The 13,456-nt window shown below is 73.1% G+C and carries 9 protein-coding genes; 1 reads left to right on the top strand and 8 read right to left on the bottom strand.

Annotation, left to right across the window (positions count from 1 at the left end; all coding sequences use genetic code 11):
• Nucleotides 1-83: 83 nt before the first annotated feature.
• The 4 genes from ABZ497_RS05250 to glmS all read right to left on the bottom strand — a co-directional run bounded on the left by ABZ497_RS05250 (nucleotide 84) and on the right by glmS (nucleotide 7,765).
• The gene (locus tag ABZ497_RS05250) at nucleotides 84-1,565 is read right to left on the bottom strand and encodes an alpha/beta hydrolase (RefSeq protein ID WP_359803502.1); all 1,482 of its coding nucleotides are present in this window, start codon (nucleotides 1,563-1,565) and stop codon (nucleotides 84-86) included.
• Entirely contained in the window at nucleotides 1,562-2,818 is a 1,257-nt protein-coding gene (gene alr, locus ABZ497_RS05245) for an alanine racemase (protein ID WP_359803500.1), read from the bottom strand. The genes ABZ497_RS05250 and alr overlap by 4 nt, the downstream gene beginning before the upstream one ends.
• A gap of 720 nt (nucleotides 2,819-3,538) precedes the next feature.
• Complete coding sequence (locus tag ABZ497_RS05240) at nucleotides 3,539-5,113, bottom strand: NAD(P)H-hydrate dehydratase (protein WP_359803498.1); 1,575 nt, start codon at nucleotides 5,111-5,113, stop codon at nucleotides 3,539-3,541.
• Between the two features lie 795 nt (nucleotides 5,114-5,908).
• Nucleotides 5,909-7,765 (bottom strand): glutamine--fructose-6-phosphate transaminase (isomerizing), encoded by a 1,857-nt coding sequence (glmS, locus tag ABZ497_RS05235; RefSeq protein WP_329488100.1) that lies wholly within the window; start codon nucleotides 7,763-7,765, stop codon nucleotides 5,909-5,911.
• Between the two features lie 99 nt (nucleotides 7,766-7,864).
• On the opposite strand from glmS, the gene coaA reads away from it, so the two are divergent.
• Entirely contained in the window at nucleotides 7,865-8,860 is a 996-nt protein-coding gene (gene coaA, locus ABZ497_RS05230) for a type I pantothenate kinase (RefSeq protein WP_352286377.1), read from the top strand.
• Between the two features lie 79 nt (nucleotides 8,861-8,939).
• On the opposite strand, the gene glmM is transcribed toward coaA, so the two are convergent.
• The 4 genes from glmM to ABZ497_RS05210 form a co-directional block, all read right to left on the bottom strand.
• Nucleotides 8,940-10,304 carry a phosphoglucosamine mutase gene (glmM, locus tag ABZ497_RS05225; RefSeq protein ID WP_329488103.1) on the bottom strand — a complete coding sequence of 455 codons (1,365 nt, stop codon included), beginning with the start codon at nucleotides 10,302-10,304 and terminating at the stop codon, nucleotides 8,940-8,942.
• Nucleotides 10,305-10,483: 179 nt separating this feature from the next.
• Nucleotides 10,484-10,987 (bottom strand): 30S ribosomal protein S9, encoded by a 504-nt coding sequence (rpsI, locus tag ABZ497_RS05220; RefSeq protein ID WP_329488104.1) that lies wholly within the window; start codon nucleotides 10,985-10,987, stop codon nucleotides 10,484-10,486.
• 46 nt (nucleotides 10,988-11,033) lie between these two features.
• Entirely contained in the window at nucleotides 11,034-11,477 is a 444-nt protein-coding gene (rplM, locus tag ABZ497_RS05215) for a 50S ribosomal protein L13 (protein WP_329488106.1), read from the bottom strand.
• 287 nt (nucleotides 11,478-11,764) lie between these two features.
• The gene (locus ABZ497_RS05210; RefSeq protein ID WP_359803494.1) at nucleotides 11,765-13,438 is read right to left on the bottom strand and encodes an ATP-binding cassette domain-containing protein; all 1,674 of its coding nucleotides are present in this window, start codon (nucleotides 13,436-13,438) and stop codon (nucleotides 11,765-11,767) included.
• Nucleotides 13,439-13,456: the final 18 nt, after the last annotated feature.

Below are 13,456 nucleotides of genomic sequence, written 5' to 3'. Positions count from 1 at the left end.
TCCGTACTGCGGCGCACCGACCGCCGGGCGCCTCCGCTACGGTGCCACATCCCCGGCCGGGCGTGCGCCGGTGGCCCGGGCCGCTACGGCGTCTCGCCCACCGAGGAGGGCAGCGGCGCCGCGCCGCGGTAGTCGACCGCCTGTTTGAGCAGCGCGACCAGCCGCTGGTCGACGAGGTCCGGGCGCTCCAGCATCACCAGGTGCCCGGCGTCCTCCACCAGGAGCAGCTCGGCACCGGGCAGCTGCTCGGCCATCGCCTCGCTGTGCGCGGGCGGGGTCAGCAGGTCCTTGGTGCCGGCGAGCACCAGGGTGGGGATGCCTCGCAGGGCCGCCAGCGCGGCGGTCTTCTCGTGCGCGCCGAACACCGGGTAGAACTCGGCCACCACGTCGATCGGCGTGGCGTCGAGCAACTGTTCGGCGAACCGCACCACGCCCGGGTCGACGTCCTTCCCCCCGAAGGAGAACTTCCGGTAGAAGACGGCGCTGACGTCCGCGCCGAGCCGCCGGGTGGCCTCGACCAGCTCGACCTGGCGGCCGAGCAGCTTCATCACGCCGGGTGCGACCTTCTTGAACAGCTTGGCGCCGACCGCCGGCAGACCGAGCGTCACGGCCTCCCAGTCCCCCGCCAGCGTGCCGATCAGCGCGACCCCGGCGACCCGTTCCCGGAACAGCTCCGGCTCCTGGTCGGCGAGTGCCATCACCGTCATCCCACCCATCGAGTGGCCGACCAGGACCAGCGGGCCGGTCGGCGCGACGGCGTCGATCACCGCCTTGAGGTCCCCGCCCAGCTGGTCGATGCTCGCGAGTTCACCGGCCAGGAACGAGCGGGAGCGCTCGGACCGGCCGTGGCTGCGCTGGTCCCAGAAGACCAGGCGCATGCCCTCGCGCAGCGCGGCCCGCTGGAAGTGCCAGCTGTCCTGGTTGAGGCAGTAGCCGTGGCAGAACACCACGGTCAGCGGTTCGCGCCGCCCGACGGCGGCGGCGGGGCCGAGGCCCGAGCGCCGGCCGGCCCGCACCAGCGCGCCGGAGCCGCCCAGCAGACCGGGCAGCCCGCTCCGGTCGACCGGTCCGTCGCCGGTGCCGGTAGCGGTGCCGGCGCCAGAGCCGGTAGCGGTGCCGGGGCCGTCCGTCCGGCGGCGGACGAACCAGCCGCGGCGGGCGGCGGCACTGGTACCGGGGGCCGGGCCTGGGCGTGGGGCTGCGACGACCTCGTCGTCCGGGCGTTCTTCCGGGTGCTCTTCCGCGTCCTCCTCGGGCCGGACGCTGACGGGCTCGGGCCAGCCGGTGCCGTCCAGCTCGACGTACAGCTCGGTGCCGTCGGCGGCGGTCACCGTGCACGGGCGCCCGCGGAGCGAGCCGTACGGGGCGTTGGCGTCCAGCTCCGCGCGGGCCCGGCGGCGGGTGGCCCGGCCGACGGTCAGCCGCTCGATCGCCACACCGGCGGCCGCGCCGGCCGCGACCACGCCGACCGAGATCCCGATCAGACCGGCCCGGCTCACCCCGGAGGCCGCACCGGCCGCCTTGGCCACCGCCGCGACCGGACCGGAGCCGGCCTCCTCGCTCATACGCTCGCGCCCTCGGTCGCCGCGCCCGCCGTCGGCACGCCCTCCGCGGCAGGGGCGTCGGCCGTCGGGGCCTCGGCGGTCGCGCCCAGGTAGCGGCGCGGCACCCGGGCACCGATCCGGGTCACGATCTCGTAGGAGATGGTGCCGCAGGCCCGGCCCCAGTCCTCGGCGGTCGGCTCGCCCTGCTCGCCGTTGCCGAACAGCAGCACCTCGTCGCCGACCGCGGGGGTGTCGCCGCCGAGGTCGACGACGAACTGGTCCATCGCCACCCGACCGGCCACCGTGCGCCACTTGCCCGCGATCTGCACCGGGCCGGTGCCGCTGGCGTGCCGGGGGATGCCGTCGCTGTAGCCCACCGGCACCAGACCCAGGGTGGTCGGGCCGGGCGTGGTGTAGTGGTGGCCGTAACTGACGCCGTGCCCGCCGGGCACCTGCTTGACCAGGGCCAGCCGGGCGGTCAGCGCCATCACCGGGCGCAGCCCGAAGTCGGCCGGCGAGCCGACCTCCGGGACGGGCGAGAGCCCGTACATCGCCAGGCCGGTACGGACCAGGTCGTAGTGCGACTGCGGGAGCAGCAGGGTGGCCGGGGAGTTGGCGAGGTGCCGCACCGCGGGGCGCAGCCCGGCCGCCTCCGCGTACGCGAGCGCCTCGCGGAACGCGTCCAGCTGGGCCTGGATGGACGGGTGGCCGGGCTCGTCCGCCGCCGCGAAGTGCGACCAGACGCCGACCACCGTGAGCAGGCCCTCGGCCTCGGCGCGGCGCGCCGCGCCGACCAGCTCCGGCCAGTCGTGCGGCTGGCAGCCGTTGCGGCCGAGGCCGGTGTCGGCCTTCAGGTGCACCCGGGCCGGGACACCGGTCGCGCGGACGGCGGCGAGCAGCTCGTCCAGCGCCCACTGGGCGCTGACGGAGACGTCGATGTCGGCGAGCAGCGCCTCGCGCCAGGGGCCGCCCGGCGTCCAGAGCCAGCAGAGGATGCGGGCCTGGTCGGGGCGGATCCCGGCGGCGCGCAGAGCCAGCGCCTCCTGCGGGAGGGCGGTGCCGAGCCAGCCGACGCCTGCGGCGACCGCCTCGCGGGCACAGCGGACCGCGCCGTGGCCGTAGGCGTCCGCCTTGACCGTGGCCATCACCGTGGCGGCGCCGACGCGCTCGCGCAACGCGGCGAGGTTGCCGCGCAGGGCGGCCAGATCGATGGTCGCCTCAGCCCGTACGCCGTCGGTGAGAGTGGCCGTGCCGGTCGTGTTCGCAGTTGTCATCAGGGTCAGTCTCCCAGACGTCTCATGGTCCTCGCCGAACGGCCCGTCGGCGCGGCGGCCCGGCCCCCACCCGCCGACCCGCCCCTACACCCCGCCACCTCGTCCCCGACGCCCCCGAAGCACCACCGGTTCCCGCCGGGGCCGGAGCACCCGCGGCACCCTCGGCACCGGGGAGCGGGCGCCGCCGGGGCGGCCGGGGCTGGGCCAGGCGTGGGAGCAGGAAGTCGGCCCGGTCGACTTCCTGCTCCTGCTCGTTCTCCGCCCGGCCCCTCCGGGCTCCGCCGTGCTCCGACCGGACCCGCCGCCGGGGGCAGGAATATGTAGACCGGTCTACCTTTCGGTCCTCGTTCTTCAATTCACCGCACAGGAAGTCGGCCCGACCGACTTCCCACTCCCCCGGCGGTCGCCGCCCGCCCCCGCCCCCGCACTCGCACTCGCTACCGAGCGAATCACCACAGGAAAATATGTAGACCGGTCTACCTTCCGAGGCCAGCCCCCCCAGGACCAACTCGCCGGAGTGGGAAGTCGACCTGTCCGACTTCCCACTCCGGCCTCCACTCTTCAGAGGCTCACAGGCATCCGCCGACCAAATATGTAGACCGGTCTACATCGCCAGTCACTCTCCGCCCCACCTGCACGAGAAGTCGGCCCGGTCGACTTCCCACTCCGCTCCGGGCGCGGCGAGCGCACGCGATCCGCCCACTATGTAGACCGGTCAACCTATTCCCCGCCAGCCCCCACGGCCCCAGCGACCCCCGCGGACGACCGCACATCGCGCCAGACCGCCGACAGGGCGCCCGCCACCTGCAACGCCGTGACTGGCGCACCCGGCCCGCCCAGCGCCCCCTCGTCGCTCGCCATGCCCACACCTGCGCCAACACCCCCCGCCAACCCTGCTGCGCGGCGGCCGGCCAGGCCGTGCAGGTACGCCGCCACCGATGCCGCGTCCAGCGTGGACAGGCCGGCCGCCAGCAGGGAGCCGGCCAGGCCGGCGAGGACGTCGCCGCTCCCGGCCGTCGCCAGCCACGGGGTGCCGGTCGGGTTGACCCGCACCGCGCCTCCCGGGTCCGCGATCACCGTGGTGGAGCCCTTCAGCAGCACCGTCGCCCGGTACGCGGCGGCGAGTCGGCGCGCGGTGGTCAGCCGGGCGGCGGCCAGGTCGTCGGCCGGCGGCGGTGCGGTGCCCGCAGCCCCCGCCCCCGCCAGCAGCCGGGCCGCCTCACCGGTGTGCGGGGTGAGCAGCGTGGGCGCCGTCCGCCCGGTCAGGGCCTGCGGGCCGAGTCGGCCCAGTTCGGTGAGCCCGTCCGCGTCCACCAGCACGGGCACGTCGCTCGCCAGCGCCTCGCCGAGCGCCTGCCGGGCTCCGTCCCCGCCGCCCGGGCCGACCACCCGGGCCTGCACCCGCCCGGCCCCGGCCGGTCCGCCCTCGGTGACCAGCACCTCGGGGAACCGTCGCACCACCTCCTCGGCCGCCGAGCCGACGTACCGCACCGCCCCCGCGCCACCGCGCAGCGCCCCGGCGACCGCCAGCAGTGCGGCCCCCGGATAGGTCGCCGAGCCGGCCGCCACCCCGACGACGCCGCGCCGGTACTTGTCGCTCTCCACTCCCGGGACCGGCAGCAGCGCCGCCACCTCGGCGTGCTGCAGGGCCTCCACGTCGGCCGTCGGCAGCTCCAACCCGATCTCCACCAGTTGCACCGCACCGGCGTAGGAGGCTCCTGGATCGATCAACAGCCCGGGCTTGTGGGTGCCGAAGCAGACCGTGACGTCCGCCCGCAGCGCCACTCCCGCCACCTCACCGGTGTCGGCGTCCACACCGCTGGGCACGTCCACCGCGACCACCACACCCCGACGCGCCGCCCGTGCGTACGGCTCCGCCTCCGGGCGCAGCCCGCCCCGGCCGCCGATGCCGACGATGCCGTCCAGCACCAGGTCCGCGCGCGAGAAGTCGGCCAGGCCGACTTCCTGCTCCAGTACGACCCGCCCGCGCGCGGCCCGCAGCGCGGCCAGCCCGTCCACGTGCGCGCGCTCGGGCGCGAGCAGTACCGCCGTCACCCGCGCGCCCCGCCGCGCCAGTGCCGCGCCGGCGTACAGCGCGTCACCCCCGTTGTCCCCGCTGCCCGCGAGCACCACGACCCGGCTCCCGTACACCCGGCCGCGACGGCGCGTCAGCAGCCGGGCGCAGGTGGCGGCGAGACCGGCGGCGGCCCGTTGCATCAGGGTGCCCTCGGGCAGCCGGGCCATCAGTTCGGCCTCGGCGGCCCGGACCTGTTCGACACGGTGAGCACGGCGCATGCGCAAGCCCCTAACCCTCGGCTGACCCTCGGCAACGACTACCGCCGACGCTACGCCCGCGTCGTGGCCGAGCGACACCTGCCGCGAGCCGACGCCGCGTTCGGCTGCCCCGCAGACCCTCCCACCACGGTGCTCCCCCGCTTCGCGAACACCTACCGTGTCGCCCACGAGGGCCGGCGGAAGGAAGGAGAGGCAGTAAGGAGAAGGGCCGGGCTCGCCACGCCGGCGGTCGAGCGCCCCGCCGGGCCCGGGGAAGTCCTCCAGGCGTTCCTGGGGCCGGGAACACCGCCGGCTTCAAGGCCGTGCCGATCGGGGGCGACATCGTCCTGACGCCACGCCGGACGGAGCGCACGAGGCCGCGTCCGCACCGCTCGACCGGCAGTTCATCCGAAAGGCCGCGATCGAGTTCGACCCGCCGGGCCACCAGGGCCCGATCGCGCGGGGCCCCATGGCGCGGGGTGTGGCCCGATCGAGCGGGGCCCGACCGCGCCGACCGGACGATTCACCCCGGCGGCACCATCAGTCCGGTCGGGGCACTTCCCGAGCCCGAGCGCCGGCTCCCGGCCGGAGGCCTTCGGCGTCCGGCGTCCGGCGTCCGGCGTCCCCCTAGTCTTCGAGGTGACGTCGCCCGACCCGGTCAAGGACCGGCCGACCACGGCAGCCACCGCGACCGCGACGAGGCCCCGTTCAGCGAAGCTGATCGACCCGCCCCGTTCCCCCCGCCGCTCGACACGGTGCCCCTGCGGTAGGACGCAGCCACCGCAGGGGCACCACCCGAGTCAGAACGGCGATCGGCTACTCGACGGTGACCGACTTCGCCAGGTTGCGCGGCTGGTCGACCTCGTGGCCCTTGGCCGTGGCCAGCTCGCAGGCGAAGACCTGCAGCGGCACGGTGGAGACCAGCGGCTGCAGCAGGGTCGGCGTCACGGGGATGCGGATCAGGTGGTCCGCGTACGGGACGACCGCCTCGTCGCCCTCCTCCGCGATGACGATGGTGCGCGCACCGCGGGCCCGGATCTCCTGGATGTTGGAGACGATCTTGTCGTGCAGGATCGACCGCCCGCGCGGCGACGGCACGACCACCACGACCGGCAGCCCCTCCTCGATCAGCGCGATCGGCCCGTGCTTCAGCTCGCCCGCCGCGAAGCCCTCGGCGTGCATGTACGCCAGCTCCTTGAGCTTGAGCGCGCCCTCCAGGGCCACCGGGAAGCCGACGTGCCGGCCGAGGAACAGCACGGACTTGGCGTCGGCCAGCGAACGCGCCAGCTCGCGCACCGGCTCCATGGTCTGGAGCACCTGCTCGACCTGCTTGGGCGCGTCGCCGAGCTCCTTGATGACCGCGGAGATCTCGTCGCCCCACTTGGTGCCGCGCACCTGGCCCAGGTAGAGCGCGACCAGGTAGCAGGCGACCAGCTGGGTCAGGAACGCCTTGGTGGAGGCGACCGCCACCTCCGGGCCGGCGTGCGTGTAGAGCACCGCGTCCGACTCGCGCGGGATGGTCGAGCCGTTGGTGTTGCAGATCGCCAGCACCTTGGCGCCCTGCTCGCGCGCGTGCCGCAGCGCCATCAGGGTGTCCATGGTCTCGCCGGACTGCGAGATCGCGATGACCAGCGTGCCCGGGCCCATGATCGGGTCGCGGTAGCGGAACTCCGAGGCGACCTCGACCTCGCAGGGGATGCGGGTCCAGTGCTCGATCGCGTACTTGGCGATCATGCCGGCGTGGAAGGCCGTGCCACAGGCGACGATGACGACCTTGTCCACCGAGCGCAGGTCAGCGTCGGAGATCCGCAGCTCGTCGAGGGTGAGCCGGCCGTCGGTGCCGATCCGGCCGAGGAGGGTGTCGGCGACGGCCTTCGGCTGCTCGGCGATCTCCTTGAGCATGAAGTAGTCGTAGCCGCCCTTCTCGGCGGCCGAGGCGTCCCAGTCGACGTGGTACTCGCGCACCTCGGCCGGGTTGCCGTCGAAGTCGGTCACCGTGACGCCGTCCCGGCGCAGCTCGACGACCTGGTCCTGACCGAGCTCGATCGCCTCACGGGTGTGGGCGATGAACGCGGCCACGTCCGAGGCGAGGAAGTTCTCGCCCTCGCCGCGCCCGACCACCAGCGGCGAGTTGCGGCGCGCGCCGACCACGACGTCCGGCGCGTCGGCGTGCACGGCGACGAGGGTGAACGCGCCGTCCAGCCGGCGGCAGACGATCCGCATGGCCTCCGCGAGGTCGCCCTCGTACACCTCGGCCAGCAGGTGCGCGACGACCTCGGTGTCCGTCTCGGAGCGCAGCGTGCGGCCGCGCTCGGTCAGCTCCGCCCGCAGCTGGGCGAAGTTCTCGATGATGCCGTTGTGGACCACGGCCACCCGGACGGCGTCGTCCAGGTGGGGGTGGGCATTGGCGTCCGTCGGGCCGCCGTGGGTGGCCCATCGGGTGTGACCGATGCCGGTGGTGCCGCCGGGAAGAGGGGTCTCGGCGAGCGACTTCTCCAGGTTGGCGAGCTTGCCCGCCCGCTTGTCGGTGGCGAGGCTCCACTGCCCGTCGGAGCCCTGCACCTGCACCGCGACACCGGCCGAGTCGTAGCCCCGGTACTCCAGTCGCTGCAGGCCTGCGATTACTACATCAAGGGCGGGCTGAGAGCCCACGTATCCAACGATTCCGCACATGCGTGCCAGCATAAGGGCGCCCGGGACGCCCCATTCGCACCCTTCCCCCACCGTGCGTGACCGACACCACAGCCACCGTGAACGCCGCTACGGCCCACAATGGAGCATGTGCTGACCGAACTCTGTACGCGGGGCGCCGCCACGCCCGGCCCGTCGCCGTCCCCCTACGTGGACCTCAGCCGGGCCGAGTGGAGCGCGCTGCGCGAGCGTACGCCGCTGCCGCTGACCGCCGAGGAGGTGGAACGGCTGCGCGGTCTCGGCACCGCCCTCGACCTGGACGAGGTCCGTGACGTCTACCTGCCGCTGTCCCGCCTGCTGAACCTCTACATCCACGCCACCCACGACCTGCGGGGCGCGCTGGGCACCTTCCTGGACACGCCGGACACCGAACGCACCCGCACGCCGTTCATCATCGGCGTGGCCGGCTCCGTCGCGGTCGGCAAGTCCACCACCGCCCGTCTGCTCCAGGCGCTGCTGGCCCGCTGGCCCGAGCACCCCCGGGTCGAGCTGGTCACCACCGACGGGTTCCTGCTGCCCAACGCCGAGCTGCGCAGGCGCGGTCTGATGGCCCGCAAGGGCTTCCCGGAGTCCTACGACCGCCGTGCGCTGATGCGCTTCGTGGCGGACGTGAAGGCCGGCAAGGAGCTGGTCACCGCGCCGGTGTACTCGCACCTGGTGTACGACATCGTGCCCGGCGAGCGGCTGACCGTGGAGCGTCCGGACATCCTCATCGTCGAGGGCCTGAACGTGCTCCAGCCGGCCCTGCCCGGAACGGACGGCCGGACCAGGCTCGCGGTCACCGACTACTTCGACTTCTCCATCTACGTCGACGCCCGCACCGACGACATCGAGAACTGGTACCTGGACCGCTTCCGCAAGCTGCGGCAGACCGCCTTCCAGGACCCGAACTCCTACTTCCGCCGCTTCACCGAGGTGCCGGAGGAGGAGGCGATGGAGTACGGCCGCCAGGTCTGGCGCACCATCAACAAGCCGAACCTGCTGGAGAACGTGCTGCCCACCCGCGGCCGCGCGACCCTCGTCCTGCAGAAGGGCCAGGACCACAAGGTCCGCCGCGCGCTGCTGCGCAAGCTCTGACCTGGGCCGCCCCGACAGAACGCCGCAGGGCCCCCGCCGTTCGTCACGGCGGGGGCCCTGCTCACACGCTGAGCGGGCGTCAGCCCAGGTACGTGCGGACGGCCTCGGCCAGCCGCTCGGCGACGGCCTTGGCCTGCACCTGGTCGGCGGCCTCGACCATCACCCGGACCAGCGGCTCGGTGCCCGAGGGGCGCAGCAGCACCCGGCCGGTGGAGCCCAGCTCGGCCTCGGCCTCGGCGACCGCCGCGGACAGCTCGACGCAGGAGTTCACCCGGCCCTTGTCCACGCCCTTGACGTTGATCAGCAGCTGCGGAAGCCGGGTCATCACGGCGGCCAGGTCGGCCAGCGGCTGCTTGGTGGCGGCCAGCCGGGCGCCCAGCATCAGACCGGTCAGGGTGCCGTCACCGGTGGTGGCGTGGTCCAGCAGGATGACGTGGCCGGACTGCTCGCCACCGAGCGCGAAGCCGTGCTCCTTCATCGCCTCCAGCACGTAGCGGTCGCCGACCGCGGTCTGCACCAGCTCCACGCCCTCGCGCTCCATCGCCAGCTTGAAGCCCAGGTTGGACATCACGGTGGCGACGGCGGTGTTGCCGCGCAGGGTTCCGGCCTCCTTCATGGCGACGGCCAGGATCGCGATGATCTGGTCGCCGTCGACCTCGTTGCCCTCCGCGTCGGCGGCCAGGCAGCGGTCGGCGTCGCCGTCGAGCGCGATGCCGAGGTCGGCCCGGTACTCCTTCATCGCGGCCTGCAGCCGGTCCAGGTGGGTGGAGCCGACGCCGTCGTTGATGTTGAGACCGGTGGGCTCCGCCCCCAGGGTGTGGACGACCTCGGCGCCGGCCCGGGCGAACGCCTCGGGGGCGACGTAGGCGGCCGCGCCGTGCGCGCCGTCGATGACGACCCGGATGCCGTCCAGGCGGTTGGGCAGCACGCCGATCAGGTGGGCGACGTACTTGTCGAAGCCCTCGGTGTACTCGCGGACCCGGCCGACGGCCTCGCCGGTCGGGCGCTTCCACTCCTCGCCGCCGACGGCGTGGGCGCGGTAGTGCGCCTCGATGGCGTCCTCGATCCGGTCGTCCAGCTTGTGGCCGCCCCGGGCGAGGAACTTGATGCCGTTGTCCGGCATGGCGTTGTGGCTGGCGGAGAGCATCACGCCGAAGTCGGCGCCGAGGGCGCCGGTGAGGTAGGCCACCGCCGGGGTGGGCAGCACGCCGACCCGCAGTACGTCGACGCCCGCGCTCGCCAGGCCGGCGATGACCGCGGCCTCCAGGAACTCGCCCGAGGCGCGCGGGTCGCGGCCGACCACCGCGACCGGCCGGTGGCCGTCGAAGGCCCCCGCCTCACCGAGGACGTGCGCCGACGCGACGGACAGCCCGAGCGCCAGCTCCGCCGTCAGCCCCACGTTGGCCACACCGCGTACGCCGTCCGTACCGAAGAGTCGTCCCACTGTCCCGTCCTCCATCACCGCTGCTGGCAGGTAAACCCGGCAGTCCATTCGATCGAATCCCCGGCCTTCGCACCATGCGCGGGGAGCACGACGCCCCGGAGTACACGGGGTACTCCGGGGCGTGAGAGCGCAACCGGGGGTGTGCACCACCAGGGCGGCACACACCCCCTCGGGCGCGACTAGCGCTTGCTGTACTGCGGGGCCTTACGGGCCTTCTTGAGACCGGCCTTCTTGCGCTCGACGGCACGCGCGTCACGCATCAGGAAGCCGGCCTTCTTGAGGGCGGCGCGGTTGTTGTCCACGTCGGCCTCGTTCAGGGCGCGGGCCACGCCGAGGCGCAGCGCGTAGGCCTGACCGGAGGTGCCGCCACCCGAGATGCGGGCGACGACGTCGTAACGACCGTCCAGCTCCAGCAGCTTGAAGGGCTCGTTCACGGTCTGCTGGTGCACCTTGTTGGGGAAGTAGTTCTCCAGGGTGCGACCGTTGATCTTCCAGACGCCGGTGCCCGGGACGATGCGCACGCGGGCGATCGCCTCCTTGCGGCGGCCAAGGCCGGCGCCGGGGACGGCCTCGCCGAAGCGGCCGGCCAGCGACTCGGAGGTGTAGCTCTCCTCGGAGGTGAACTCGCCCTCGACGACGGTCTCGTCGAAGTCGACCTCAAGGGTTTCAGTGGTCTCGGCCACGGTGTTCCTCAGCTCTTTTCAGTGTTGGGGGGCTAGGTGGCCGGAGTTACTGCGCGACCTGGGTGATCTCGAACGGCACCGGCTGCTGCGCAGCGTGGGGGTGCTGGTCGCCCGAGTAGACCTTCAGCTTCGAGAGCATCTGGCGACCCAGGGTGTTCTTGGGGATCATGCCCTTGATGGCCTTCTCGACGGCCTTCTCCGGGTTGTTCGCCAGGAGGTCGTCGTAGCGGACCGAGCGGAGACCGCCCGGGAAGCCGCTGTGGCGGTACGCCAGCTTCTGGGTCTTCTTGTTACCCGACAGGTGCACCTTGTCCGCGTTGATGATGATGACGAAGTCACCGGTGTCAACGTGCGGCGCGTAGATCGCCTTGTGCTTACCCCGGAGGATGTTGGCGGCCTGGGAGGCCAGGCGGCCGAGCACGACGTCGGTCGCGTCGATGACGTGCCACTGACGCTGGACGTCGCCGGGCTTGGGGCTGTACGTACGCACGGTCGTAGCCTCTGCTTTTCAGTGAGTGAGTCCTGACAGGAGCACCCGGTCGAGGGCATCAGCCTGGCCGCCTTGGACGCAATTCAAGGGGAGCCGCTGGGGTCGTCGACCTGATATCTCCGGCGTACCGACCTCTCACGTGAGATAGAGCGAGCCAATACGCACAACAAGCCCCCAGGCTACCGGGCGCGCCGGGGTCGGTCAAAATCCCCCCTCGGCGTCCGGGCCGGAAAGCGGCCCGGACGGCCCCCGATCGGTGCTCCCGCACCGCCCGGGCGGGGCTCCGGTCAGCGCTCGCGCTCGACCCGGGTGACGTCCCAGACCGGGTCCGCGGACTCGTACACACGGCCGTCCGCACCGAAGACCAGGAAGCGGTCGAAGGTCTTGGCGAACCACCGGTCGTGCGTGACGCACAACACGGTGCCGTCGAAGGCCTCCAGGCCGGCCTGCAGCGCCTCGGCGCTCTCCAGGTCCAGGTTGTCGGTCGGCTCGTCCAGCAACAGCGCTGTCACGCCGTCCAGTTCGAGCTTGAGGATCATCAGCCGGGCCTGCTGGCCGCCGGACAGCGACTCGAACTTCTGCTCCTCCTGGCGGTCCAGCTCGTAGCGCCGCAGCGCCCCCATCGCGGCGCCGCGGCTGAGCGCGTGCTCCTCCTCGACGATCGAGCGCACCGTGCGGCCGAAGAGCTCCGGGTGGGCGTGGGTCTGCCGGAAGTGGCCCGGCACGACACGGGCGCCGAGCTTCCACTGACCCGTGTGGGCGACCGTCTCGTCGCCGGCGAGCAGCCGCAGGAAGTGCGACTTGCCCGAGCCGTTGGAGCCCAGCACGCCGATCCGCTCGCCGTAGAAGACCTCCAGGTCGAACGGCTTCATCAGGCCGGTGAGCTCCAGCTGCTCCATGGTGAAGGCCCGGACGCCCGTCCGGCCGCCCTTGAGCCGCATGGTGATGTTCTGCTCGCGGGGCGGCTCCTCCGGGCGGCCCGCCTCCTCGAACTTCTTCAGCCTGGTCTGCGCCGCGGCGTAGCGGGTGGCCAGCGCGTGGCTGACCGAGGCGGCCTGGCGCAGGGTGACCACCAGCTTCTTGAGCTTGGCGTGCTCCTCGTCCCAGCGCCGGCCGAGTTCCTCGAAGCGGGCGAAGCGGTCCTTGCGGGCCTCGTGGAAGGAGTCGAAGCCGCCGCCGTGCACCCAGACGCTGCTGCCGGCCGCGCCGGACTCGACGCTGATGATCTTCTCGGCGGTACGGGAGAGCAGTTCGCGGTCGTGCGAGATGTAGAGCACGGTCTTGGAGGTGGCCTTGATCGCCTCCTCCAGCCAGCGCTTGCCGGGGACGTCCAGGTAGTTGTCCGGCTCGTCCAGCAGCAGCACCTCTTCGGGGCCGCGCAGCAGGGCCTCCAGGACGAGGCGCTTCTGCTCCCCGCCGGAGAGCGTGTTCAGCCCGCGCCACTGGGCCTTGTCGAAGGGCATCCCGAGGGCCGCCGTGGTGCAGACGTCCCAGTCGGTCTCGTAGTCGTAGCCGCCGACGTCGGCCCAGTCGGAGAGCGCCTGGGCGTAGGCCATCTGCGTCTTCTCGTCGTCCTGGGCGATCATCGCCAGCTCGGCGGCGTCGACCGCGCGGGCGGCGACGGCGATCCGCTCGGGGGCCACCGAGACCAGCAGGTCGCGGACGGAGGCGTCGGCGGCCAGCGGGGCCGGGCCCTGCCGGTCCTCGTCGGCCTGCTTCGCCTCGCGCCCGGTGGTGCCGACGAACTGGCGCATCACGCCGAGGCCGCCGCTGATCGTGACCGAGCCGCCGTGCGGCTGGAGGTCGCCCGCGATCATGCGCAGCAGGGTGGTCTTGCCGGCGCCGTTGGCGCCCACCAGGGCGACCGCGGAGCCCTCGCCGACCCGGAAGGACGCGTCGTCGAACAGCACCCGCCCGTCCGGCAGGTAGTACTCAAGGTGCGAAATCTCGACGTGTCCCATGCGGACGATTCTCCCAAG

The sequence above is a fragment of the Kitasatospora sp. NPDC005751 genome, assembly GCF_040630835.1.
Lineage (GTDB): Bacteria > Actinomycetota > Actinomycetes > Streptomycetales > Streptomycetaceae > Kitasatospora.
Note: the sequence above shows the minus strand (reverse complement) of the source record. Positions and strands in the feature narration are given on the sequence as shown.